Source organism: Stenotrophomonas sp. 96582_Sma, assembly GCF_056480905.1.
This window is the reverse complement of sequence record NZ_CM151122.1, coordinates 857667-881533: the sequence shown is the minus strand read 5'-3', so window position 1 is coordinate 881533 and position 23867 is coordinate 857667. Positions and strand designations below refer to the sequence as shown.

At 66.9% G+C, this 23867-nt stretch carries 20 protein-coding genes and 1 pseudogene; 7 read left to right on the top strand and 14 right to left on the bottom strand.

Annotation, left to right across the window (positions count from 1 at the left end; all coding sequences use genetic code 11):
- Window positions 1–33: 33 nt before the first annotated feature.
- The 4 genes from ACZK2R_RS04055 to ACZK2R_RS04040 all read right to left on the bottom strand — a co-directional run bounded on the left by ACZK2R_RS04055 (window position 34) and on the right by ACZK2R_RS04040 (window position 5513).
- Complete coding sequence (locus tag ACZK2R_RS04055) at window positions 34–1062, bottom strand: SPOR domain-containing protein (protein WP_180838310.1); 1029 nt, start codon at window positions 1060–1062, stop codon at window positions 34–36.
- A gap of 81 nt (window positions 1063–1143) precedes the next feature.
- Window positions 1144–2415 (bottom strand): bifunctional tetrahydrofolate synthase/dihydrofolate synthase, encoded by a 1272-nt coding sequence (gene folC, locus ACZK2R_RS04050; protein ID WP_180838309.1) that lies wholly within the window; start codon window positions 2413–2415, stop codon window positions 1144–1146.
- A 41-nt stretch (window positions 2416–2456) separates the two neighbouring features.
- A complete protein-coding gene (locus ACZK2R_RS04045) occupies window positions 2457–3101 on the bottom strand; it encodes a histidine phosphatase family protein (RefSeq protein ID WP_010483945.1) in 645 nt (214 codons plus the stop codon).
- Between the two features lie 249 nt (window positions 3102–3350).
- Complete coding sequence (locus ACZK2R_RS04040; protein WP_049400929.1) at window positions 3351–5513, bottom strand: S46 family peptidase; 2163 nt, start codon at window positions 5511–5513, stop codon at window positions 3351–3353.
- 398 nt (window positions 5514–5911) lie between these two features.
- On the opposite strand from ACZK2R_RS04040, the gene tdh reads away from it, so the two are divergent.
- Window positions 5912–6934, top strand: coding sequence for an L-threonine 3-dehydrogenase (gene tdh, locus ACZK2R_RS04035; protein ID WP_010483949.1), 1023 nt, complete (start codon window positions 5912–5914; stop codon window positions 6932–6934).
- Window positions 6935–7074: 140 nt separating this feature from the next.
- On the opposite strand, the gene ACZK2R_RS04030 is transcribed toward tdh, so the two are convergent.
- Complete coding sequence (locus ACZK2R_RS04030; protein ID WP_071229157.1) at window positions 7075–7770, bottom strand: TorF family putative porin; 696 nt, start codon at window positions 7768–7770, stop codon at window positions 7075–7077.
- A gap of 206 nt (window positions 7771–7976) precedes the next feature.
- Here ACZK2R_RS04030 and kbl point away from each other — a divergent pair, with 206 nt between their 5' ends.
- Window positions 7977–9185 (top strand): glycine C-acetyltransferase, encoded by a 1209-nt coding sequence (gene kbl, locus ACZK2R_RS04025; RefSeq protein ID WP_154262458.1) that lies wholly within the window; start codon window positions 7977–7979, stop codon window positions 9183–9185.
- A gap of 84 nt (window positions 9186–9269) precedes the next feature.
- Here the strand turns inward: kbl and ACZK2R_RS04020 are convergent, their stop codons facing one another.
- The 4 genes from ACZK2R_RS04020 to ACZK2R_RS04005 all read right to left on the bottom strand — a co-directional run bounded on the left by ACZK2R_RS04020 (window position 9270) and on the right by ACZK2R_RS04005 (window position 12339).
- The gene (locus ACZK2R_RS04020) at window positions 9270–9605 is read right to left on the bottom strand and encodes a hypothetical protein (RefSeq protein ID WP_049463434.1); all 336 of its coding nucleotides are present in this window, start codon (window positions 9603–9605) and stop codon (window positions 9270–9272) included.
- Window positions 9606–9690: 85 nt separating this feature from the next.
- Entirely contained in the window at window positions 9691–10500 is an 810-nt protein-coding gene (locus tag ACZK2R_RS04015; protein ID WP_180838308.1) for a pseudouridine synthase, read from the bottom strand.
- A 20-nt stretch (window positions 10501–10520) separates the two neighbouring features.
- On the bottom strand, window positions 10521–11027 hold the full coding sequence (locus tag ACZK2R_RS04010; protein ID WP_010483956.1) for a hypothetical protein: 507 nt from the start codon (window positions 11025–11027) through the stop codon (window positions 10521–10523).
- A 220-nt stretch (window positions 11028–11247) separates the two neighbouring features.
- Window positions 11248–12339, bottom strand: a complete 1092-nt coding sequence (locus tag ACZK2R_RS04005; protein WP_010483958.1) for an OmpA family protein — start codon at window positions 12337–12339, stop codon at window positions 11248–11250.
- A 357-nt stretch (window positions 12340–12696) separates the two neighbouring features.
- On the opposite strand from ACZK2R_RS04005, the gene ACZK2R_RS04000 reads away from it, so the two are divergent.
- The 5 genes from ACZK2R_RS04000 to ACZK2R_RS03980 all read left to right on the top strand — a co-directional run bounded on the left by ACZK2R_RS04000 (window position 12697) and on the right by ACZK2R_RS03980 (window position 18441).
- Complete coding sequence (locus ACZK2R_RS04000; protein ID WP_180838307.1) at window positions 12697–13716, top strand: zinc-binding alcohol dehydrogenase family protein; 1020 nt, start codon at window positions 12697–12699, stop codon at window positions 13714–13716.
- A gap of 203 nt (window positions 13717–13919) precedes the next feature.
- Window positions 13920–14549, top strand: a complete 630-nt coding sequence (gene yczE / locus ACZK2R_RS03995) for a membrane protein YczE (protein ID WP_253146072.1) — start codon at window positions 13920–13922, stop codon at window positions 14547–14549.
- A 408-nt stretch (window positions 14550–14957) separates the two neighbouring features.
- The gene (locus ACZK2R_RS03990; protein WP_180838757.1) at window positions 14958–16988 is read left to right on the top strand and encodes an NADPH-dependent 2,4-dienoyl-CoA reductase; all 2031 of its coding nucleotides are present in this window, start codon (window positions 14958–14960) and stop codon (window positions 16986–16988) included.
- Between the two features lie 298 nt (window positions 16989–17286).
- A complete protein-coding gene (locus ACZK2R_RS03985) occupies window positions 17287–17745 on the top strand; it encodes a cell wall hydrolase (protein WP_004154513.1) in 459 nt (152 codons plus the stop codon).
- An 84-nt stretch (window positions 17746–17829) separates the two neighbouring features.
- Window positions 17830–18441 (top strand): glutathione S-transferase N-terminal domain-containing protein, encoded by a 612-nt coding sequence (locus tag ACZK2R_RS03980; RefSeq protein ID WP_478445474.1) that lies wholly within the window; start codon window positions 17830–17832, stop codon window positions 18439–18441.
- 67 nt (window positions 18442–18508) lie between these two features.
- Here the strand turns inward: ACZK2R_RS03980 and ACZK2R_RS03975 are convergent, their stop codons facing one another.
- From ACZK2R_RS03975 to ACZK2R_RS03955, 5 genes and pseudogenes are all read right to left on the bottom strand, one after another.
- Entirely contained in the window at window positions 18509–19564 is a 1056-nt protein-coding gene (locus ACZK2R_RS03975) for a suppressor of fused domain protein (protein WP_180838759.1), read from the bottom strand.
- A gap of 46 nt (window positions 19565–19610) precedes the next feature.
- Window positions 19611–20114: a hypothetical protein gene (locus ACZK2R_RS03970; protein ID WP_125895961.1), complete on the bottom strand. Its 504-nt coding sequence runs from the start codon at window positions 20112–20114 to the stop codon at window positions 19611–19613.
- Between the two features lie 215 nt (window positions 20115–20329).
- The gene (gene prpE, locus ACZK2R_RS03965; RefSeq protein WP_049400974.1) at window positions 20330–22210 is read right to left on the bottom strand and encodes a propionate--CoA ligase; all 1881 of its coding nucleotides are present in this window, start codon (window positions 22208–22210) and stop codon (window positions 20330–20332) included.
- Window positions 22211–22907: 697 nt separating this feature from the next.
- Window positions 22908–23066: pseudogene (locus tag ACZK2R_RS03960) on the bottom strand (RNA pseudouridine synthase); the annotation flags it as partial.
- Between the two features lie 142 nt (window positions 23067–23208).
- Window positions 23209–23823 carry an RluA family pseudouridine synthase gene (locus ACZK2R_RS03955; RefSeq protein ID WP_180838760.1) on the bottom strand — a complete coding sequence of 205 codons (615 nt, stop codon included), beginning with the start codon at window positions 23821–23823 and terminating at the stop codon, window positions 23209–23211.
- Window positions 23824–23867 lie beyond the last annotated feature (44 nt).

Genomic DNA, 23867 nt, shown 5'->3' with positions numbered 1-23867 from the left:
TTCGGCGGCGCTGGCAACGGGGCTGCGCGTGGGTCATGGGTGCGGTCGGACCATGCCGGCCACGCCGACCTTGGCGGCGACCTGCGCCTTCAGCTGCTCGGCGTCAGCGCGGTTGGCCACCGGCCCGACGCGGACGCGATGCAGGGTTCCCTTGTCCGTGCGCACCTGCTCGACGAAAGCGCTGAAACCAGCGGCACGAACCTTGTCGCGCAGGGCATTGGCATCGTTGGCCTGACCGAACGCGCCCAGCTGCACGGCAAAGCCGACGCCGCTGGCAGCCGGTGCTGCCGGTGTGGTCGGCACCGTCGCCGGCTTGCTGGCGGTGGCCTCCGGCTTCGGTTCGGGCTTCGGCGCCGGCTTCGGCGGTTCCGGCTTGGCGGCCGGCGGCGCGGTCGCCGTTGGCGTGCTCGGCGGCAGGCTTTCGCTGCGGACCGGGTTGCCGCTGGCCGAGGGCGCAACAGCTGCGGACGGGGTGCTGGCGCTCGGCGCAGCCGGTGCCGGGGCGGCCGCAACCGGAGTACTGCTGCCGGCCGCCGCGTCCAGGGTGATCACTTCGGCCTTCACATCCGCACGGATCTTCACCGCCTGCAGGCGGGCCGCTTCGGCCTGGGCACGGTCGGCGTAAGGTCCAACGCGCACGCGCCATGCCTGGCGGCCGTTGATGGTGGCCGTTTCAGCGAAGCCCGGCAGCTGCGAGCGCTTCAGGTAGGCGATCACCGCATCGGCGTCGGCCTTGCTGCCGTAGGCACCGAAGGTGACCGCATAGTTGCCGGCGGCGACTGCCGGCGAGGTGTCCACGGTCGGCGGCGTAGCCGGCGTGGCAGCCTCCTGCAGCGGCTTGGCCTGCCCGGTCTGCAGGCCGGTGGCACCACCGGCCGGGGCGACCAGCGGCAGCTCACGGGTTTCGAACTGGCCATCGGCCGGCGCATCCGGCGCGGCGATCGGCACATTGGCGACACCGCTGTCGGGTGCGGGTCCCTTGACCAGCATCGGCAGGAAAATCACGGCCAGTGCCACCAGCACGATGGCACCAATCAGACGCTGTTTCAGAGGCGTATCCACGTGAGGCAGGCAACTGTCCGGAGATTGCCGTCGATTATACGGGTGCCGGACCGGCCGGCGTCGGCGTTGGCTGAACGCGGATCAGGCGTCGCCCTGCAGCCACTGCAGGGCCGCAGCGGCGGTATGGAAGGAGCCGAACACCAACACCCGGTCACCCCGCTCAGCCTGGGCCAGCACCTGCGCCAGGGCCTGTTCGACGCTATCGGCCAGCGGTGCCTTGGCCGCCACCGTACCGCTCAGGCGTGCCTGCAGCTGAGCGGCGCTCTGCCCACGCGGACCGTCCAGCCCGGCCAGGGTCCACTCGCCCACCACGTCCTGCAGGGCCTGCACCACACCCGCCGCGTCCTTGTCCTGCAACGAGGCGTACACCGCCAGGGTGCGGCCGGCTGACACTTCGGCCTTCAGCGCACGCGCCAGCTGGCCCGCCGCCTGTGGGTTGTGGCCCACGTCCACGCGGATCTGCACGCCGTCGCGCTCGAATGCCTGCATGCGGCCGGAGATACGCGCTGCTGCGATGCCCGCGGCCCACGCCGCACGCGGCACCGGCTTGTCCAGCGCGCGCAGGGCGGCGATGGCAGCACCGGCATTGGCCAGCTGGATCGGGCCGGCCAGCGCCGGGGTCGGCAGCTCCATGCGCAGGCCGACGTCGCGCCAGCGCCAGCGCTGGGCGTCGATCGGCTCGTAGAAGTAATCGCTGCCGCCGCGGATCGCGTTGGCACCGACCAGATAGGCACGCGCCAGCACGCTGGACGGCGGATCGGTCTCGCCCAGGATCACCGGCTTCCAGCCACGGATGATGCCGGCCTTCTCGGCGCCGATCGCTTCGCGGTCCTCGCCCAGCCACTCGGCATGGTCGATGTCCACGGTGGTGATCACCGATACATCGGCGTCGACGATGTTGACCGCATCCAGGCGGCCGCCCAGGCCCACCTCCAGCACCGCCAGGTCCAGCCCGGCGTCGGCGAACAGCTGCAAAGCAGCGAGCGTGCCGTACTCGAAATAGGTCAGCGTGGTGTCGCCGCGTGCCGCTTCGACGGCATTGAACGCAGCAACCAGCGCCGCATCGTCCACGTCCTGCCCGTCGATGCGCACGCGCTCGTTGTAGCGCAGCAGGTGCGGCGAGGTGTAGGCACCCACCTTCCAACCGGCAGCACGGCCGATGGCCTCGATGAAGGCCACGGTGGAGCCTTTGCCGTTGGTGCCACCGACCACGATGGTGCGCCCGGCCGGCGCGCCAAGACCCATCGCCGTGGCCACGGCGCGCACGCGCTCCAGGCCCATGTCGATGGTCGCCGGGTGCTGGCGTTCAATGTAATCCAGCCAATCGGCCAGGGTGGTCGGGGTGTTCGTCACGGCAGTGCTTCCAGCAGGTACAGGTGGTTCGGTGTGGCGGGTCAGAGTGCGCGGTGCTTGGCTTCGCCGAAGAACGGCGTGTGGTGGGCGCAGTCGTTCAGGCGCACCACTTCCAGGCTGTCCAGGTCGGCGCCTTCGAGCAGGTTGAGCGTGGTCGGTGCCTGGCGGAAGGTCCACAGGCGGGAAATCGGCAGGCCCAGCACCTTGCACAGGATCACGCGGTTGACCGCGTCATGGGCAACCACCAGCAGGGTGTCGTGCTCGCCGAGGCCTTCGGTGGCACGGGCCAGGCCACGCCAGCTGCGTTCCAGCACCAGGCGCAGCGATTCGCCACCGGGCATCAGCACGGTATCGGGCTCCTCGCGCCAGGCCTGCAGGCGCGACGGATCCTTTTCGTTGATCTCGCTGGCGAGCAGGCCTTCCCACTCACCGTGGGCGATTTCCTGCAGCTCCGGCTCGGTCAGCAGCATGTCGGCACGCGCGGCGCCAAGCGCCAGCTGCGCGGTGCGCTGGGCGCGCGACAGCGGCGAGGCGACGGCACGGGTGATGTCCACCGAGGCCAGGCGGGCACCCAGTGCCTGGGCCTGGGCTTCACCGATCGGCGAAAGCGGAATATCGATCTGGCCCTGGTAGCGGCCTTCGGCGTTCCACGGCGTTTCGCCGTGGCGGGCAAGCAGGATGCGCATGCGTGCAAGGGGTCCTGGGGGGAGGAGGTTTCCGCGTTTCGTTCACATCCTGTGAAGTACGCGGAACAGGGATGATACCTGTTCGGCGCACCGGGCCGGGCCGGGCATGAAAAAACCCCGCGACGTGGGTCGCGGGGTTTCGGAAACTCCGGATATCTGGTCGAGGTTGCCGGCCAGCGGCCGGCACTACCCTCGGTACAGGCAGTAGATCCACGCCATGCGTGGATGGACCGCCCCGAACCGCGAACCTTACTTGACCAGGTTCAGTTCCTTCAGCAGCTGCGGCGCCGGCGCCACTTCCTGCATGATCCACTGCATGTAGCGGCTGTCGACGGCGATCATGCGGGTCATCACCGGGTCGAACACCCAGTTGGAGCTGACCGATTCCCAGTTGCCATCGAAGGCCAGGCCGACCAGCTTGCCGTTGGCATCCAGCACCGGCGAACCGGAGTTGCCGCCGGTGATGTCCAGGTTGGACAGGAAGTTCACCGGCACCGAACCAATGCGCTTGTCTTCCAGGCCGCCGTAACGCTTGGCCTTGACCGCATCGAGCAGCGCCTTCGGCGAATCGAACGGATCTTCACCGGTTTCCTTCGCCGCCACGCCTTCCAGGGTGGTGAACGGGGTGTACTTCACGCCGTCCTTGCCATAGCCCATGACGTTGCCGAAGGTGATGCGCAGCGACAGGTTGGCATCCGGATAGACGAACTCGCCCTGGCTCTTCTTGTAGTCGGCCACGGCCTGCAGGTACAGCGGGCGGGCGGTCAGTGATTCGCCTTCGCGGATCTTCTTCTGCTCTTCCTGCTTCAGCAGTGCCGGCATGACGGCCACGGCGTACTGGATGGCCGGATCGCTGCTGGCTTCAAACGCGGCACGGTCGGCCTTGAACCACTTCAGGCGATTGTCCAGGCTGCCCAGCTCGGTGCCGCCCAGCTTGTTCACCAGCGACTTGACCGCAGCGGCATCGCTGCCGGCCAGCCACTTGTTCAGCACTTCGTTGTCGCGCTGCGCGGCCGGCAGGGCCACGTACTGGTCCAGCCAGTAGGTCTGCAGCTGCTGGTCCATCTTTGCCACGTAGCGACGGTCCATCTGCTTCAGGCCACCTTCGATGGTGGTCAGGTCGCGTTCCTGGTAACCGGCTTCGCGCTCGGCATCCGGCTTGCTGCGTTCGATCGACAGGCGGTACAGGGTGATCGCTGCGCCAACGGCCGAGGTGTTGTTGAACTGGCCGACGAACAGGTCGCGTTCGCGGGTCGACTTGCTGGTATCCAGATGCTTGAGCAGCTGCGCGTGGGCGGCCAGGGCCGGCTTGCCGGCAGCACCCTGCTTCTTCAGCCAGGCCAGCACGGCGGCTTCTTCAGCCTGCTTCTGGCCGGCGGCGTCGATGCGCTTGAAGCCTTCCAGCTGGCCCAGGTAGTTCTTGGCCACGTTGTTCATGCTGGCGGCGGTCGCTGCGTACTTCACCTTGACGTCGGCGTCGGCCTTGCCGGCGTCGGCGATCATTTTCAGCACTGCGTTGTAGTGCTTGGCGATGGTCGGGTAGGTGAAGCTGGCGGTTTCGTTGAACTCACCGGCCAGTGCATAGCGGTTGGTGCGGCCCGGGTAGCCGGCCACCATCACGAAGTCGTCTGCGCCCAGCGGCTGGTCGGCGAACTTCAGGAAGTGCTTGGGCTGGTACGGCACGTTGTCGGCGGCGAAGGCGGCCGGCTTGCCGTCCTTGCCCACATAGGCCCGGTAGAACGAGAAGTCGCCGGTGTGGCGCGGCCACATCCAGTTGTCGACGTCGCCGCCGAACTTGCCGACGCTGCCCGGGGGCGCGTAGACCAGGCGCACGTCCTTGATTTCCATGTTGCGGAACAGGCGGTAGGTGTTGCCGCCGGAGAAGCTGTACAGGCGGCAGCGGAAGCCGGCATCGGCTTCACAGGCGGCGACCTGGGCCTTGTCGAAGGCGTCCAGCGCGCGGCTGCGGGCCAGCGGATCGTTGCCGGCGCCAGCAATGGCGGCCTTGGCCTGGGCGGTGACGTCGGTGATCTGGTCGAGCACGAACACGCGGGCGTTCGGGCCGGCACTCAGTTCGTCCTTCAGGGTCGGCGCGTTGAAGCCGTCCTTGATCAGGTTCTTCTGCGCGGTCGAATTCAGCTGGATGGCGCCGTAGGCGCAGTGGTGGTTGGTGACCACCAGGCCCTGCGGCGAGACGAAGCTGGCGGTGCAGCCGCCGAGGGCGACGACCGCGCCCATCGGGTCGCCGGTCAGGTTGGCCAGCTGTTCCGGGGACAGCTTCAGGCCGGCCTTCTGCAGCGGGCCGGCGATTTCCGGCAGCTGCTGCGGCACCCACATGCCTTCAGCGGCATGGGCGACCTGGGCCAGCCCAAGGCTGGCGACGATGGAGAATGCAAGCAGGTTCGAGCGCATGGAGCGGCCCCTGGTAGTGGAACCTTCGATTGTAGCCCGCCGCCCTGCCCCGGCCCGAACCCCGGAAGTCATGGGCCTACTTCTTGCTCTGCCATGCGCACGTCGGCCGCGCACATGGAATCGTCCAGAGGGGGCGTGGTCACCCTGGCCGGGACCGTTGGCGCCACGGATGGCGCCATCGAGCACCATGGAGGGGCTTTTGCGTGTCCTGGCCAGGGTGACCACGCCCCCTTTCCCGGATCAGGGAGGCGCCGCTGTTTGCAGCACGTTCGAAACGCCCGCCAACACACGCCTTTCGTTCCGTCACTGCACCCGCAGCGCAACATGGGAAATCCGCGCGGCACCCTATAATCCGCGCTTTCCCCCTGATGAGTTCCACCCCGATGGCGCAGCAAACGATGAAGGCCCTGGTCAAGCGCGAAGCGGCCAAGGGCATCTGGCTGGAAGAAGTTCCGGTTCCGACCCCGGGCCCGAACGAGGTCCTGATCAAGCTCGAGAAGACCGCGATCTGCGGCACCGACCTGCACATCTACCTGTGGGACGAGTGGAGCCAGCGCACGATCAAGCCGGGCCTGACCATCGGCCACGAGTTCGTCGGTCGCGTCGCCGCACTCGGCTCGGCCGTGACCGGCTATGAAATCGGCCAGCGCGTCTCGGCCGAAGGCCACATCGTCTGCGGCCACTGCCGCAACTGCCGTGGCGGCCGCCCGCACCTGTGCCCGAACACCGTCGGCATCGGCGTCAACGTCAACGGCGCCTTCGCCGAGTACATGGTGATGCCGGCCAGCAACCTGTGGCCGATCCCGGACCAGATTCCGTCCGAGCTGGCCGCGTTCTTCGATCCGTACGGCAACGCCGCGCATTGCGCGCTGGAGTTCAATGTGATCGGTGAAGACGTGCTGATCACCGGTGCCGGCCCGATCGGCATCATCGCCGCCGGCATCTGCAAGCACATCGGTGCACGCAACGTGGTGGTGACCGACGTCAACGACTTCCGTCTGAAGCTGGCCGCCGACATGGGTGCCACCCGCGTGGTCAACGTGGCCAACCAGTCGCTGAAGGACGTGATGAAGGAACTGCACATGGAGGGCTTCGACGTGGGCCTGGAAATGAGCGGCAACCCGCGCGCGTTCAACGACATGCTCGACTGCATGTACCACGGCGGCAAGATCGCCATGCTCGGGATCATGCCCAAGGGCGCCGGCTGCGACTGGGACAAGATCATCTTCAAGGGCCTGACCGTGCAGGGCATCTACGGCCGCAAGATGTACGAGACCTGGTACAAGATGACCCAGCTGGTGCTGTCCGGCTTCCCGCTCGGCAAGGTGATGACCCACCAGCTGCCGATCGACGACTTCCAGAAGGGCTTCGACCTGATGGAAGAAGGCAAGGCCGGCAAGGTGGTGTTGAGCTGGAATTGACCCTTCGCCGCGCGCGATGGGTGGGTGCCGAGCTTGCTCGGCACACCTTGAAATTGAAAAAGGCGCCCGATGGGCGCCTTTTTCTTTGCCATCCCGATGTTGCCGGCCAGCGGCCGGCACTACCGGTAACGCCTGCGGCGTTACTTGCCGATGGCCACGCTCAGCATCACGCGGCTGTGGGCCAGCTTGCCGGAGTTGTCGCGGCCGTTGCCGTCGGTACCGTAGTAGCCCAGGCCGACCTTGGCCATCCCGAACTGGCGCTCAACGCCGACATTCCAGTCGGTGTAATCCTTGGCGATGCCGTCTTCAAACGTGCTGCGGCCGACATTGGCATTCAGGGTGAAATCCTTCGGCAGGCCCCAGCTGCCGCCCAGGCCGAAGTACCAGCCATCGGTGCTGCTGTTCCATACATCGTTGGTGTAGGCCACCGTCAGCTTGTAGGTGTCATCCAGCGTGGTGGTGGTGATCAGCTCGTTGTAGTTCTGGTGGCTGGACTTCAGGTAGGTGTAGCGGTTCAGCAGCACGTCGACGTTGACGCGCTCGGTGACGTCCACGCCGTAGCCGATCAGGTAGTCGACCTCGGTCTTCGGATCACCTGCACCGAAGTCCACGCCCGAACCCCAAACGCCGGCATACAGGCCAACCGGGCTGGTGTAGGTGAAACCGGCCTGCAGGGTCGGATCCTCGTCGGTCTGCGACACACCACGGAACAGGTAATCGGAAACAGCGGTGACGTTCCAGCTGTACGGCGATTCGTTTTCCTGGGCGCTGGCGGCGAACGGGGCGGCCAGGGTCAGGGCAGCGGCAATGGCGAGGCAGGCACGGGCGTGCTTCATGAGCGTCTCCGGTGGGGGCGGTGGCGTGGAAGGCGGGGAGCGGGCGTAGCGGCCGGAGCGGGACAGCTCCGGTTCACGAATTTTTAACCAGTTTGCTATTGCGATGCAACATGTGCCGGCCGTGGCGATGCCCCATCCGGGCCGGTCGGCAAGCGGCGATGCCCGGTAGAATCAGCGGTTTCCCCGTTCAGAGCCGTGCCCACGCCATGACCGACGCCTCCTCCGCCCTGACCCGCCACTACGCCGAGGAACTGGACGCCATCCGCGCCCAGGGCCTGTTCAAGTCCGAGCGGATCATCACCAGCCCGCAGTCGGCCGAGATCACCCTCGAGGACGGCCGCAAGGTGCTGAACTTCTGTGCCAACAACTACCTGGGCCTGGCCGACCATCCGGACCTGATCCAGGCCGCCAAGGATGCGCTGGATACCCACGGCTTCGGCATGGCCTCGGTGCGCTTCATCTGTGGTACCCAGGACCTGCACAAGCAGCTGGAGAAGCAGATCGCCGACTTCTTCGGCAAGCAGGACACCATCCTGTACGCGGCCTGCTTCGATGCCAACGGCGGCCTGTTCGAGCCGCTGCTCGGCGAGAACGACGCGATCATTTCCGATGCGCTGAACCACGCTTCGATCATTGACGGCGTGCGCCTGTGCAAGGCCAAGCGCTTCCGCTATGCCAACTGCGACATGGCCGACCTGGAAGCCCAGCTGCAGGCCGCCGACGCCGCCGGCTGCAAGACCAAGCTGATCACCACCGACGGCGTGTTCTCGATGGACGGCTTCATTGCGCCGCTGGACGAGATCACCGCGCTGGCGAAGAAGTACAACGCGCTGGTGCACATCGACGAATGCCACGCTACCGGCTTCCTCGGTGCCAGCGGCCGCGGCTCGGCCGAAGTGAAGGGCGTGCTGGAAAAGATCGACATCATCACCGGCACCCTGGGCAAGGCCATGGGTGGTGCACTGGGCGGCTTCACCTGCGCCAGCGCCGAGGTGATCGAGCTGCTGCGCCAGCGTTCGCGCCCGTACCTGTTCTCCAACTCGCTGCCGCCGCATGTGGTGGCCGCCGGCATCAAAGCGTTCGAGATGCTGGCCGCCGCTGACGATCTGCGCGACACCCTGGTGGAAAACACCCGCTACTTCCGCGAAAAGATGGTCGCCGCCGGTTTCGACGTGAAGCCGGGCGTACACCCGATCAGCCCGGTGATGCTGTACGACGCACCGCTGGCGCAGAAGTTCGCCGAGCGCCTGCTGGAAGAAGGCATCTACGCGATCGGCTTCTTCTTCCCGGTGGTGCCCAAGGGCCAGGCCCGCATCCGCACCCAGATCAGCGCCGCGCACAGTCGCGAGCATCTGGACCGCGCGATCGATGCGTTCACCCGCATCGGTGTCGAGCTGGGCGTGATCAAGGGTTGATCCCCACCGGCCAAAGCGTGCCGACCAAGGTCGGCACCTACCGGGCGTGAGGGCGTGCCGACCGAGGTCGGCACCTTCCCGGCATCACTTCTTTTTCTTCTTGCCCTTCGGCTCGTCCTTGCTGGCCACCACCACCGGCTTGGCGGCAGCATCCTGGCCGTTACCCTTGGCAACGCGGATGCCATTGGCCTTCATCCAGGCATCGAACTCATCGGCGGTCATCTTCTTGTCGCCGTTGCTCATCAGGAAGCGGTAGCTGCCGCGACCATCCAGCTCCGGGGTCTTCACTTCCACCACCGGGGTCTCGGCCGGCATTTCCGCCTTGGCCACCTTCTTGTGGCCACCACAGGCGGTCAGCAGCACCATCGGCAGCAGCAGGCCTGCGCAGCGCAGGGTTTGGTTGAGGGTCGGGTGGTACATGGGCAGGCTCCGTTCGGGAAATTCAGCAGCCAGACGCCCCCTACGCCTGGAACGGTGGCCGGCAACCGCCGGCCGCGGGCGATGATCAGCCCGGTGCAGCGGCCCCCAGCCGCTGCTGGTCACTGACCTCCAGCACCCGCCACTGGCCCTTGCCGAGATCGCCGAGCTGCAGCCCGCCGATCGCAACCCGGACCAGGCGCAGCACCTGCAGGTCGAAGGCCGCCAACAGGCGGCGGATGTGGCGGTTGCGGCCCTCGTCGAGGACCACCTCCAGCCACGCGGTCTTATCGCCGCTGCGCAGCACGCGCACAGCCTGGGCGACGAGGAACTCGCCCTCGTCTTCGACACCGGCGCGCAGCGCGGCCAGGGTGTCCTCATCGGGCAGACGATCCACCTGCACGTGATAGGTCTTCTGCGGGCCGGTCTCTGGATCGGTCAGGCGCGCGGCCCACTGCGGATCGTTGCTGAACAGCAACAACCCTTCACTGGCCTTGTCCAGGCGCCCGACCGGCGCGATCCACGGCAGACCGGCACCATCGAAGCAGCGGTACACGGTGTCGCGGCCACGTTCGTCCTGCGCGGTGGTCACCACCCCACGCGGTTTGTTGAGCATCAGGTACAGGCGCTGCGGCGCGCCCATCGGCTGGCCATCGACCTCGATCGGCGGCGCCGGCTGCCCAATCGGGAATTCGGGATCCCGCACGATGCGGCCGGAGACGCGCACGCGGCCATCGGCGATCCAGCGCGCGGCCTCGCTGCGCGAACACACACCGGCCTTGGACAGCACGCGCGCCAGGCCATGACGGACACCGGCGGCTGTGGCAGCGGGAGTCGCACGCCCACGCGATGCGTGGGAGCGGGCGGCGGGGGCGGCAGGTGGGCGGCGCGTGCGCAAGCCTCTGCTCCCCGCGGCGCTTACTTCTTGTCGACCGGCTTGGTCTCAGCCGGTGCTTCGGCCGGGGCCGGAGTGGCGGCCGGAGCCGGACGCGCCTTGACCACACGCACGCCACGCGCCTTCATCCAGGCGTCGAACTCTTCGGCGGTCATGCGCTTGCCGTTCTGGCTCATGTCGAAGCGCCAGGGCGTGTTGTCGAATTCGGTCTGCGGCTTGTAGGCCGCCGGATCGTTCGGCTTCACTGCCGGGGCGCTCGGAATGGCCTTGGCGATGTTCTGGCAACCATCGATGCGCAGGCGCTGCAGCACCTGGTCCAGCGACTGCGACGGATCGTAGTTGCTGCTCAGCACGCCGGCCGGCATGCCCAGCTGGTTGCCACGGATGTAGAGCTCGTCGGCCACCGGCGCGATGGTCGTGGCCGGCAACGGCAGCGGCGAAGCGCTGGTGTTGACCGAGCAATCGACCGCAGCGTGGGCGGCGGGAACCAGGGCCAGCGCCAGGAAGGCGGCCGATGCAGAGCGCAACATGAAGGGCATCCAGGAAAGGAAGTGACGCGGCGAGTTTAGCAATGCCGCGACAGCTTTCAAGCGCCACTTTCAATGAATACGGCAACTCATTGGTTTTACGGATAAAAACCCGACGAACGGTTGTTCCCGGACCGACGGACACGCGGATTTCGGGCCGCAGAAACAACAAGACCCGGCCGAAGCCGGGTCCTGCTGTGTCCTACTGGCAGAGCGTCAGAACTTAGTTCTGGACGTTCAGCTCGGTACGACGGTTCTTGGCGCGACCTTCCGGGTTGTCCGAACCATCCGGGTTGGTGTTCGGAGCAATCGGACGGCTCTCGCCGTAGCCGATCGGGCCGACCAGGCGACCGGCGTCAACGCCGTTCTTGGTCAGGTAGTTGTACACGGCGGTAGCGCGACGCTCCGACAGCTTCTGGTTGTAAGCGTCGGTACCCTTCGAGTCGGTGTGACCGGCAACTTCAACGCGCAGATCCGGGTAACGCTTCAGGATCTCGGTGGCTTCGCTCAGGATCGCCACGGCGTCCGGACGCAGGTTCGACTTGTCGAAGTCGAAGTTGACGCCCTTCAGGTCGATGGAGACCGGAACCGGGCAACCGTCCGGACCGATGGTCTGACCCGGCTGCGAGTTCGGGCACTTGTCGTCGCAGTTGTTGACGCCGTCACCGTCGTCATCCAGGTCGGCGCAGCTCGGGGCAACCGGAGCCGGAGCCGGAGCAGCCGCGACCGGAGCCGGGCCCAGCGGGATCACGACGCCGACCGAAGCCAGCACGTCACCGAACCAGTCTTCCTTCGGAGCGGCAACGCTCTGGTCGTCGAAGTCAGCGCGGTAGGCCACTTCGGCGCGGACAGCAACGCGCTTTTCGAAGGTGGTCTGCAGGCCGACGCCCAGCTTGGCGGCAACGTTGCCGTCCTTACGCTGGCGCGGACCGTTGGCATTCAGCGCCGGGTACTCTTCTTCCGACTTCTGGTAGCCCAGGCCACCGACGATGTACGGGTTCCAGCCGCGGCCTTCCTTGATGAAGTGGCGACGCAGGTCCAGCGAGACGCCGTACTGCGACCAGTTCAGGTCCTTGTTCGAATCGAAGTTCGGGTTCTGATAGTTCAGCTCACCGTCCAGCGACCAGTTCGGGCTGATGAACTTGCCCAGGCCCAGGGTCACGAACGGAGCGTCATTGGTCAGACGGTCGCTGTCCTGGAAGTTGAAGCCGGCCGAACCGGTCAGGTACCAGCGGTCATCGAACTCCTGCGCCGAAGCTGCCTGGGCAAAAGCCAGGCCGCCCAGCAGCGCGGCAGTAAGGATCTTCTTGTTCATTGAGTACAGCTCCTATTTCGGGGGTATGAAACCGGTAGAGGCATGGGCCAGCACAAGTGCGTCGATGTACGACAGCCGATTCAGCACGCCACCGCCGCGAACATTATGCTCAGGCGGGTGAAGGCCATGTTAACAGTCCCGTAACATGTGAAGTGTTGCGCCCGACCGTCCGCCGGTCCGACGTTGAAACCCTATACAGGATGATGAAAATCCGCAAGACCCTCACGCTGCAAGGGTTTGACGGGGTTTAGGCGGGGAAAACGACATATTGCGCAACGCGCTGCATCAAACGGTTCAGCGCGTCTGCGGAAACGTGAGGAACCTTATGATGGAGCCACGAACCCAGCCGGAGCCGTGATGAAAGCCGTCGCCCTGAGTCGTGAATCCGCCCCTGCCCTGCGCGATATGCACCTGCCTCCGCCGCTGCCTCCCCGGGGGCGTGACCTGCTGGTCCGGGTCGAGGCGGTTTCAGTCAACCCCGTCGATGGCAAGCAGCGTGCCAGCACGGATCCGGCCACGCTCCAGGCACCCCGCGTGCTGGGTTGGGACGCTGCCGGCGTGGTCGAGGCAATCGGCGACGAGGCGAGCCTGTTTGCCTCCGGTGACGAGGTTTATTACGCAGGCGATGTCACCCGCCCCGGCTGCAATGCGCAGTACCACTGGGTGGATGAACGCCTGGTCGCGCGCAAGCCAACCACGCTGGATTTCGCTGAAGCCGCAGCGCTGCCGCTGACCACGCTCACCGCCTGGGAGCTGCTGTTCGAGCGCATGCCGCTGCGGCTGGACGATCGCCGCCACGCCGGCCAGCACCTGCTGGTGATCGGCGGTGCGGGTGGGGTCGGCTCGATGGCAATCCAGCTGGCCCGCCATGCGGGTTTCGAGGTGATCGCCACGGCGTCGCGCGAGGCCTCGGCCGACTGGTGCCGGCAGATGGGTGCCCGGCACGTGATCGACCACCGGCAACCACTTCAGGCCCAGCTGCAGGCGCTGGGCATCGACACGGTGCAGGTCGCACTCAACCTGGCCGACACCGATCACTACTGGGACGAACTGGGCCTGCTGCTGGCGCCGCAGGGACATGTAGGCCTGATCGTCGAGCCGCGTGGGCCGCTGCGCATCGGCGATCCCTACAAAGCCAAGTGCATCGGCATCCACTGGGAGTTCATGTTCGCGCGCTCGCGCTTTGCCACTGCCGACTGCATCGAGCAGCACCGCATCCTCAGCCGCACGGCCAGCATGATCGATGCCGGCCAGCTGCGCGGCACCCTCAGTGAAAGCCTGGGCCCGATCAATGCGGCAAATCTGGACATCGCGCATCAGCGCCTGGCCAGCGGACGCACGGTGGGCAAGCTGGCGCTGGCAGGCTGGGGCGACTGAGCCAAGCTGGAACGCCGCTGTAAAGCCGAGCCCATGCCCGGCCGTGCGGTCTGATCGTAGCGTCGAGCGTGCTCGACTGATTCATCAGGAGCAGTCGAGCACGCTCGACGACACTGTAGCGGCGGATTGGTCGGCATCTGTATCTATGGAAGTGACTGAATCGGGATTACGGTGGAAACAGATTCCTCTCCCCCGAGACCGCCATGCCCACCGCCCTGCCCTTGCGCCTGCTGCAACTGATCACCGGCCTGTTCCTATACGGCTTCGGCGCCTCGCTGATGATCCGTGCGGCCATCGGCGTGGCGCCCTGGGATGTCCTGTCACAGGGCATCGCCGCGCAGACGCCGCTGTCGTTCGGCCTGGCGACCAATGTCATCGGCGCACTGGTGTTGCTGCTGTGGTGGCCGCTGCGGCAGAAACCGGGTGTCGGCACCGTTCTCAACGTGATGCTGATCGGCCCCTCCGCGCAGTTCGGGCTATGGCTGCTGCCGCCGGCCGTCGGCCTTGGCTGGCAGCTGGCGATGTTCTGCGCGGGCATGCTGCTGGTCGCCCTGGCCACCGGCCTGTACATCGGCGCCAGGCTTGGCCCTGGCCCGCGCGACGGCCTGATGACCGGCCTGCATGCCCACACCGGCTGGCCGATCTGGAAGGTGCGCAGCCTGATCGAGGGCAGCGTGCTGCTGCTGGGCTGGTGGCTGGGCGGCAATGTTGGGCTCGGCACCCTCGCCTTCGCCCTGCTGATCGGTCCGCTGTGTGGTGTCACGCTGGGCTGGTTCGGGATCGGTCGCACCCCGGTAGTGCCGGCCGCTGGCCGGCAACCGCAAGCACCCTGATCTGCCCAGGATGCCGGCCAGCGGCCGGCACTACCCCCCGGAGTTCGGGGGGAGCGCCGCAGGCGCGGGGGCGTGGAGGCCGGTAAGTGGGGCCCGCGGTTCGCGCAGCGAATTGCGGGAGCGACAGCACGCATGTGCCGAGCGTACCCGGCCAGCGGCCGGCACTACCCCCCGGAGTTCGGGGGGAGCGCCGCAGGCGCGGGGGCGTGGAGGCCGGTAAGTGGGGCCCGCGGTTCGCGCAGCGAATTGCGGGAGCGACAGCACGTATGTGCCGAGCGTACCCGGCCAGCGGCCGGCACTACCGCCCCCCGGAGTTCGGGGGCAGCGCCGCAGGCGCGATCCAGCGGCCCTTGCCCCGGCCGCCGTTTCGCGGCACGCTTCGCGCTTCCGTACGCAAGCGTATCGACAATGTCGCCAGCCAACGAAAGCGCCTACCCCCATCTGTTCGCCCCGCTGGACCTGGGCTTCACCCAGCTGCGCAACCGCGTATTGATGGGCTCGATGCACACCGGCCTGGAGGATCGCGCCCGCGACTTCCCGCGGCTGGCGGCCTACTTCGCCGAACGCGCCGAGGGCGGTGTCGGCCTGATCGTCACCGGCGGCTTCGCGCCGAACGTGGTCGGCTGGCTGAAGCCGTTCGGCGGCAAGCTGTCCTGGCCCTGGGAAGTACGCCCGCATCGGCAGCTCACCGCCGCCGCGCACCAGCACGGCGCGAAGATCTGCCTGCAGCTGCTGCATGCCGGCCGCTATGCCTACCACCCGCTGTCGGTGGCGCCGTCGAAGCTGAAGGCACCGATCAACCCGTTCACCCCGCGTGCGTTGTCGGCCAGTGGCGTCGAGCGCCATATCGCCGACTACGCACGCAGCGCGAAGCTGGCCCGCGAGGCTGGCTACGACGGTGTGGAAGTGATGGGCTCGGAGGGCTACCTCATCAACGAGTTCATCGCCCCGCGCACCAACAAGCGCACCGACCGCTGGGGCGGCGATGCGAACCAGCGCATGCGCTTCGCGGTCGAGATCGTGCGCCGCATCCGCGAGGCCTGTGGCCCGGACTTCATCATCATCTACCGCCTGTCGCTGGTGGACCTGGTGGAGGACGGCAGCAACTGGGAGGAGATCGTGCAGCAGGCGCAGGCCATCGAGGCCGCCGGCGCGACGATCATCAATTCCGGCATCGGCTGGCACGAAGCCCGTATTCCGACCATTGCCACCTCGGTGCCGCGCGCCGCCTTCGCCGGGGTCACCGCCAAGCTCAAGCCGCATGTGAAGGTGCCGCTGGTGGCGACCAACCGCATCAACATGCCCGACGTCGCCGAGCGCATCCTCGCCAGCGGCGGTGCCGACATGGTGTCGCTGGCGCGTCCGCTGCTGGCCGACCCGCAATGGCCGAACAAGGCCCGTGCCGGCCGCGCCGAGGCAATCAACACCTGCATCGCCTGCAACCAGGCCTGCCTGGACCACGTGTTCGAGAACAAGCTGGCCAGCTGCCTGGTCAATCCGCGCGCCGCCCACGAGACCGAGCTGGTCTATCGCCCCACCGCCACGCCGAAGAAAGTTGCCGTGGTCGGTGCTGGCCCGGCAGGCCTGGCGTGTGCCACCGTCGCTGCCCAGCGCGGCCACCAGGTCACCCTGTTCGATGCCAACGAGGAGATCGGCGGCCAGTTCAACGTGGCCAAGCGCATCCCCGGGAAGGAAGAGTTCCACGAGACCCTGCGCTACTTCCGCCACACGCTGGCCGAAACCGGCGTGCAGCTGCGCCTCGGCACCCGCGCCGATGCCGCCACCCTGGCCGGCTTCGACGAGGTGGTGCTGGCCACCGGCATCACCCCGCGCAAGGTCGACTTCCCCGGCGCCGACCACGCCAAGGTGGTCAGCTACCTGGACGTGCTGCTGGGCCGGGTTGAAGTGGGCACCAATGCGGCGATCATCGGCGCCGGCGGCATCGGCTTCGATGTCGGCGAGTACCTCAGCCACGCCGGTGAGTCCCCCTCCCTCGATCCGGAACGCTGGATGGCCGAATGGGGCGTGGACAGCGCGTTCGAGGCCCGCGGCTCGCTGGGCCGGCCCGAGGTCGAGGCATCACCGCGTCGGCTGTGGCTGCTGCAGCGCAGCCCGGGCAAGCCCGGCGCGCGACTGGGCAAGACCACCGGCTGGATCCACCGCGCCACGCTGAAGGCCAAGGGCGTGCGCATGCTCGGTGGCGTCGAGTACCTGGGCGTCGATGACGAAGGCCTGCGCATCCGCGTGGAAGGCAGCGAACAGCTGCTGCCGGTCGACCATGTGGTGATCTGCGCCGGGCAGGAACCGAATCGTGCATTGCAGGCCGAACTGCAGGCCGCCGGCATCAACGCGCAGCTGATCGGGGGTGCCGATGTAGCGGCCGAACTGGACGCCAAGCGAGCCATCGACCAGGGCAGCCGGGTCGCCGCCGCGCTCTGATGAGCGCCTGAATGGGGGGCGGAATGTGATTTCCGTCACCCCTGCCGAACCTGAATGTCAAGCCGGGCGGTTCACGATGCGTTCGGCTATCCCCCCCTACCTTGCGCCATCTTTCCGCTCACCAGCCAGTTTCCGGTGAGCCGGCGCAGCCCCCTCGATCGGTACTGATCGTTTCTTTTGGGGCTGCCCACGGGGCGGCCCCGATGGCCGCCTCCCCATGACGCCAAGTCGTACCCCGCCTCCTGTCGCCCCTGCGGCCGGAACCGGAGGGTGCGGCCCACACGGAGCAAGGAGTTATATGAAACTGGCCTGGATTCTCTGGCTGTCGCAGTTGTTGCCTCAACCGGCCGCTGATTCATTGTGTTTGAGCACCACCGTTTACCTGGAAGCCCGCGACCAGACCCTGCGTGGCCAGCAGGCCGTCGCCGAGGTCGCCCTGCGCCGCCTCGACAGTGGCCTGTGGGGCGACTCCATGTGCCAGGTGGTCACCGCGCGCAAGCAGTTCGCACCGACCATCGTCTCGCCCGGCACCCAGCTGGGCAATGATGCGGCCTGGAGCGAGGCGATGAACGTGGCCTTCGACGCCGAGCGCAACTGGGCGCTGCCGGCCGGCGAGCGCCGCGAGATCGTGCCCGGTGCCAGCCACTTCGCCGCGCTGTCCATTGCCAGCCCGAACTGGCGCAATGCCTACCAGGTGGCCACCATCGGCGATCACACCTTCTATAAGGTGCAGAACCTCAAGCCGCGGCAGTCGTAACGATCCGTGCTGGCGGCAGCGTTGCCGCCCGCTGGCAAGCTCTGGGATAGTGGGCGTTTCCCGCCCGCATCACCTGGAGTTCCCATGAAGCTGTACAGCAAGCCCGGTGCCTGTTCCACCGCCGACCACATCGCCCTGCAGTGGACCGGCCAGCCGTTCGAGGTTGAACTGCTGAACAAGGACACCCTGAAGGGCCCGGAATTCCTCAAGATCAATCCGGCCGGTGCCGTCCCCGCACTGGTCGACGGCGACTTCGTGCTGCTGCAGAACGCCGCGATCATGGGCTATATCGCCGACAGCTTCCCGCAGGCCGGCCTCGGCGGCGACGGCAGCCCGCGCCAGCGCGCCGAAGCCACCCGCTGGCTGGCCTTCGTCAATTCCGATGTGCATCCTGCCTTCTCGCCGCTGTTCGCGCCGGGCAAGTTCATTGCCGACGAGAGCCACTTCGATGCGATCCGCGCCGCCGCGCACAAGCGCCTGCGCGCCCTGTTCGAGACCGCCGACAAGCAGCTGGCCGACAAGCCGTGGCTGGCCGGCTTCCGCAGCTTCGCCGACCCGTACTTCTACATCACGCTGCGCTGGGCCGCCGGCACCAAGGTCGACCTGTCCGGCCTGGACAACCTGGCCGCCTACAAGGCGCGCATGGATGCCGATGCCGGCGTGCAGGCCGCGCTGAAGGCCGAAGGCCTGGCCTGAGCCAGACCATGGGTCGGAGCCGTCTGCACAGCAGACGGCTCTGCCCCCATCGGTGCAATCGCCACACTCAGCCGATCTGGCGGATCACTTCGCCCTTGGCATCGCGCAGGTAGGTCGGCACCACTTCGATGCGCAGCGCCGCCGCCACCGGGTAGATGCCGCGCTCGGCACGCACGCCCGCCAAGGCTTCCAGACCCGTCTCGTCCAGTGCCCAGCGCGCGCTGTCGGCCGATACCTCGCCGGTTTCACCGCGCGCGGCCGGAATGAATTCCCACTGCCGCTCGCGGCTGACCAGTTCCAGCGATTTGCCGTGGCGCAGGCGCAATGGCAGCAGCTCGCACACGCTGGCCACCTGGCCCGCACCGAGCACCAGGGTGGTGACGCCCGCCTCCTGGCGCCAGTCCAGCGTCTCGATGAACAACATGCCGGTGCTGGAGCCCTCGCGCTCGCTGCCGGCCTGCACCTGTGCGGCCAATGCCGGATCCTCCAGCAGGTTGCCGCGATGCAGGTCGCTGATCCACAGCGGCATCGCCGGTTGCAGCGCCTGCAGCACGCCGCGCGTCGACCAGCGCTTGACCGCTTCCATCTCCTCATCGGTCAACCCGACCAGCTGCAGGAACTGCAGGTGGCCATTGGCAGTGTCGCGTGCGGGTAACTGCGGATCTGCGACGAAGGCCAGATGGCACAAGCGCGTGTTGGTCTCCAACGCGATCGGGCCGTTGGCATTGAGGTGGTGGCCATCCTCGAACACGTTGCCACTGCCGAACACATAGCGCGCCAGGTTCTGCAGCAGGTTCATCGGCCACACCGGCGGCGTGCTGCCGGCGTTCTCACCGACGTCGGCAGCGAGGCGGAAGGTCAGCTCGAAACCATAGCCGCTGGCGGTGGCATCACTGCTCTCCTTGGCGTACAGCTCGGAGAAGCCGTAGGTGATGTAATGCCAATGCGGTACCGGCGCATCCGCCCAGTACACGCTGATGCCATCCAGCGGATCCTGGCCACCGAGCGTGTACGGAAGCGCGGTGCCGTAGTGACGCGGCTCCTGCCCGGCATACAGCGGCGCCAGCGCCGCATTGATCGCGTCCCAGCCGGGGGTATCGGTGTCGTCGTGGTCGTCCTGCACGCGGGACTCCTTGTGGGGAAGTGAACCGATCACTTTACGCGGTGGCTCAGGCCTGCACGACCTCGCCGCCACCATTGACCACGGCCGCCTGGGTCTCCTGCCACCAGCGCTGCGCCAATGCCGGGCTGCGCGCCTTGCCCACCGCCGCCAGCAGTTCCGGGCACAGGCGTTCCAGTGCCAGCGCATCGGTGCAGCGTTCGATCTTCAACTGCATGAAATAGCCCTTCAGGCCCAGATGCCGACGCACGGCCTCACTCATCGCGTCGTACAGCTGCTGGTACAGCGCCGGGTCCTGTTCACGGCCGGTGCTGATGCTGCGCGTCGGTGCGGTTTCGACACTTCCGCCGATCACTTCAATCAGGCCCTGCGCGGCCAACTGCTCCAGTGCATCCGGCGGTGCCCGCAGGCCTTCGAACAGGCCGCGCAGTTCAGTGTCATCGCGATGGCCGTCGACCATCAGCAGGATCGAACGCAGTGCCGCCGGCAGACGCCGACCACGGTCTTCGATTTCCTGACGGCCAGCAGCCGTCTTGGCGTGCAGCAATGCCATTGCTTCCCCCTCCCTCGATGCGCAATGCCTGCGCGCCCTTGAGGGCACGCTCCCCTGTGTGCCATCCCCGGACGGCACGCGCCTTCCCCGGCGCGCACCGCGTGTTGCAGGTCGATGACAGGCCGAGCTTAGCGCAAGTGCTGCGGGTAGTGCCGGCCGCTGGCCGGCAACCTCAGGATTGATGGGGGTGCCGGACAGCGGCCGGCACTACCGGGTCAGCGTCCCAGCGCGCGGCGGATCTCCTCCAGCGCGCTGGGGTCGTCCAGCGTCGACAGGTCACCCGGGTCGCGCTGCTCGGCCAACGCCTGCAGCGAGCGCCGCAGCAGCTTGCCAGAGCGGGTCTTGGGCAAGGCATTGACCACGTGCACATGCGCAGGGCGTGCGACCGCGCCGAGCGAGGTGGTCACCGTGGCCATCATCTCGGCCACCACCGGCGCCGGATCCTCGCCATCCAGCCCCTGCTTGAGGGTGACGAACACCAGCGGCACCTGCCCCTTCAGTTCATCCTTGACCCCGATCACCGCCGCCTCGGCCACGCGCGGATGGCTGGAGATGGCCTCCTCGATCTCGCGCGTGCCCAGGCGGTGCCCGGCCACGTTGATCACATCGTCGGTACGGCCGAGGATGAAGGTATAACCATCGTCGTCACGGATCGCCCAGTCCAGCGAGCTGTACAGCAGCTCCTTGAAGTGGCTGAAGTAGCTCTGCAGGAAACGGCTGTCGTCGTTCCACACCGTGCTCATGCAGCCCGGCGGCAGCGGCGGCGACACCACCAGCACGCCCTTCTGCCCCGGTGCCACTTCCTCGCCGGTGTTCTCGTCGATCACCTTCATCCGGTAGCCGAGATTGGGGAACCCGGGCGAGCCGAAACGCACCGGCTTCATCTCCAGGCCCGGCAGCAGGGTCAGTGCCGGCCAGCCGGTTTCGGTCTGCCAGTAATTGTCGATGATCGGCTTGCCGAGCGCTTCGCTGATCCAGTGCGCGGTCGGTTCGTCCAGCGGCTCGCCGGCCAGGAACAGGTACTTCAGCGCGCCCAGGTCGTGGCGATGGATGAAGTCCGCGTCGTGCTTCTTCAGCACGCGGATGGCGGTGGGCGACGAGAACATCGTGCGCACGTTGTACTGCTCGCACAGCGCCCACCAGATGCCCGGGTCCGGATTCGTCGGCAGCCCTTCGTAGAGCAGCGAGGTACAGCCGCCGATCAGCGGGCCGTACACGTTGTAGGAATGGCCGACCGCCCAGCCGACGTCGGAGGTGGAGAACATCACCTGGCCCGGCCTGCAGTCGAACACCGTTTCCATCGACTGTGCCATCGCCACCGCATAGCCCCCCACATCGCGCTGCACGCCCTTCGGCTTGCCGGTGGTGCCGGAGGTATACAGCAGATAGCTCGGCTCGCTCGCTTCCAGCCACTGCACCGGCACGTCGACTTCACCGATCTGCGCACGCAGCTCGGCGTAGTCCACATCGCGGCCCGGCACGCGTGGTTCGGCGGCATCCAGCCCACGCGACACGATCAGCACGTGCGGCGGTGGCGACGTGGCTTCGGCGCAGGCTGCATCGACCATCGGCTTGTACGGAATCAGCTTGCCACCGCGCATGCCGGCATCGGCGGCGATCAGCAGCTTGGGCTTGGCATCGTCGATGCGCAGCGCCAGGTTGTGCGCGGCAAAGCCACCGAACACGACCGAATGCACGGCGCCGATGCGCGCACAGGCGAGCATCGCGAATACCGCCTCGGCCATGTTCGGCATGTAGATCACCACGCGATCGCCGTGGCCGACACCCAGGTGCTTGAGCACGGCGGCGAAGTCATTCACCTCGCGATACAGCTGGCGGTAGGTGATCTCGCGGGTGCTGTTGGTCTCGGTGGAAATGGCAACCAGTGCGAGCTGGTCGGCGCGCTCGGCCAGGTGGCGGTCGACGGCGTTGTAGCAGAGATTGGTTTCACCACCGACGAACCAGCGCCGGAACGGCGGGTTGCTGTAGTCGAGCACCTGCTGCGGCGGTTTGTGCCAATGGATGCGCTTGGCTTCCTCGCCCCAGAAGGCCTCCGGCTCGTCGATCGAGCGACGGTAGGTTTCCTCGTAGTTCATGACGCAGCCCTCCCAGACAAAGTCATGGGTTCGAGGATAGTCCGGTGCTGCCGCGCGGGCCGCCCTACCTTGGTAGGGGGTGGGGTTTTGTTCTGCAGGGCTTGCAGCCCTGCACCTGCAGAATCAACGTCAACGTCAACGTCAACGTCAAAAGCGGGGCCATTGAGGGATGGCGGGGTGGGTCCGGTTGCGGGGGGCGCCGTAAATCCGTCCATGGAGGCTCGGTCGCCGCGTCCATGCGGCTCACGCCCCCGCAACCGGACCCACCCCGCCTTCGACAGTTTCCTGCGATCTGTCGGAAAGGCGTATTGCTCTGGTAGATGTCGACCTTGGTCGACTGCTCTGGTGGGTGTCGACCTTGGTCGACACGGTAGATCCACGCCATGCGTGGATGATTCATTCGATATCTGACAGAGAAATCGTGTCGACCAAGGTCGACACCTACCAACTGCCGCGCGGAACAACGGCCGTGGTTGCCAACAGCCGCGGGAATCTGTCGAAGGTGGGACGGTGTCGGAGTGCGGGGTGTCAGCCGCATGGATGCGGCTGCCAAGCCTACAGGGACGTACTTGCGGCGTCCCCGCACTCCGACACCGTCCCGCCAACCCACGGATAGCCCGCTTCTGACGTTGACGTTGATTCTGCGGGTGCAGGGCTGCAAGCCCTGCCGAACCCCTAGACAAGCCCTGCCGAACCCCTAGAACGGAGTCGCGGACTCGAACGCGAGCGCTTCGCCCGTCACCGGATGGGTGAACCGCAGGCTGCGCGCATGCAGATGCACACGCTGCGCCGGCGCGGCGTCATACAGCACATCGCCAACGATGGGATGGCCGAGACTGGCCATGTGCAGGCGCAGCTACAGGGACGTACTTGCGGCGTCCCCGCACTCCGACACCGTCCCGCCAACCCACGGATAGCCCGCTTCTGACGTTGACGTTGATTCTGCGGGTGCAGGGCTGCAAGCCCTGCCGAACCCCTAGACAAGCCCTGCCGAACCCCTAGAACGGAGTCGCGGACTCGAACGCGAGCGCTTCGCCCGTCACCGGATGGGTGAACCGCAGGCTGCGCGCATGCAGATGCACACGCTGCGCCGGCGCGGCGTCATACAGCACATCGCCAACGATGGGATGGCCGAGACTGGCCATGTGCAGGCGCAGCTGATGGCTGCGGCCAGTGATCGGTTCCAACGCCACGCGGGTGCGCTGCGCTTCAACATCACGTGCCATTACGTGCCAACGTGTCAGCGCCGGTTTGCCGCGTTCGTGATCGACCATCTGCTTCGGCCGGTTCGGCCAGTCCACGATCAGTGGCAGGTCCACCTCGCCGGCATCGCCTTCGAGCAGCCCCTCCACGATCGCTTCGTAACGCTTGCCAACCTGGCGCTGCTCGAACTGCATCGACAACGCCACCTGCATCTCCTTGCCGCGCGCATGCAGCAGCAGGCCGGAGGTCACCTGGTCCAGGCGATGCACGGTCAATGCATCCGGGTACAGCGCCTGCAGGCGCGCGACCACGCAGTCCTGGTTCTCGGCGCTGCGGCCAGGCACGGACAGCAGGCCGGCCGGCTTCTCGGCCACCAGCAGCGCGTCGTCGATGTAATGCAGGTGGATCATCAGTTCCTGTATTCCTCAAACAGAAACGGGGAAGCCTGAGCTTC

Excerpts from the sequence above, each read along its gene's own strand:
- ACZK2R_RS04045 (WP_010483945.1), bottom strand. The coding sequence starts at position 3,101 with ATGCGCATCCTGCTTGCCCGCCACGGCGAAACGCCGTGGAACGCCGAA.
- ACZK2R_RS04040 (WP_049400929.1), bottom strand. The coding sequence starts at position 5,513 with ATGCGCTCGAACCTGCTTGCATTCTCCATCGTCGCCAGCCTTGGGCTG.
- tdh (WP_010483949.1), top strand. The coding sequence starts at position 5,912 with ATGAAGGCCCTGGTCAAGCGCGAAGCGGCCAAGGGCATCTGGCTGGAA.
- ACZK2R_RS04030 (WP_071229157.1), bottom strand. The coding sequence starts at position 7,770 with ATGAAGCACGCCCGTGCCTGCCTCGCCATTGCCGCTGCCCTGACCCTG.
- kbl (WP_154262458.1), top strand. The coding sequence starts at position 7,977 with ATGACCGACGCCTCCTCCGCCCTGACCCGCCACTACGCCGAGGAACTG.
- ACZK2R_RS04020 (WP_049463434.1), bottom strand. The coding sequence starts at position 9,605 with ATGTACCACCCGACCCTCAACCAAACCCTGCGCTGCGCAGGCCTGCTG.
- ACZK2R_RS04010 (WP_010483956.1), bottom strand. The coding sequence starts at position 11,027 with ATGTTGCGCTCTGCATCGGCCGCCTTCCTGGCGCTGGCCCTGGTTCCC.
- ACZK2R_RS04005 (WP_010483958.1), bottom strand. The coding sequence starts at position 12,339 with ATGAACAAGAAGATCCTTACTGCCGCGCTGCTGGGCGGCCTGGCTTTT.
- ACZK2R_RS04000 (WP_180838307.1), top strand. The coding sequence starts at position 12,697 with ATGAAAGCCGTCGCCCTGAGTCGTGAATCCGCCCCTGCCCTGCGCGAT.
- yczE (WP_253146072.1), top strand. The coding sequence starts at position 13,920 with ATGCCCACCGCCCTGCCCTTGCGCCTGCTGCAACTGATCACCGGCCTG.
- ACZK2R_RS03990 (WP_180838757.1), top strand. The coding sequence starts at position 14,958 with ATGTCGCCAGCCAACGAAAGCGCCTACCCCCATCTGTTCGCCCCGCTG.
- ACZK2R_RS03985 (WP_004154513.1), top strand. The coding sequence starts at position 17,287 with ATGAAACTGGCCTGGATTCTCTGGCTGTCGCAGTTGTTGCCTCAACCG.
- ACZK2R_RS03980 (WP_478445474.1), top strand. The coding sequence starts at position 17,830 with ATGAAGCTGTACAGCAAGCCCGGTGCCTGTTCCACCGCCGACCACATC.
- ACZK2R_RS03970 (WP_125895961.1), bottom strand. The coding sequence starts at position 20,114 with ATGGCATTGCTGCACGCCAAGACGGCTGCTGGCCGTCAGGAAATCGAA.
- prpE (WP_049400974.1), bottom strand. The coding sequence starts at position 22,210 with ATGAACTACGAGGAAACCTACCGTCGCTCGATCGACGAGCCGGAGGCC.
- ACZK2R_RS03955 (WP_180838760.1), bottom strand. The coding sequence starts at position 23,823 with ATGATCCACCTGCATTACATCGACGACGCGCTGCTGGTGGCCGAGAAG.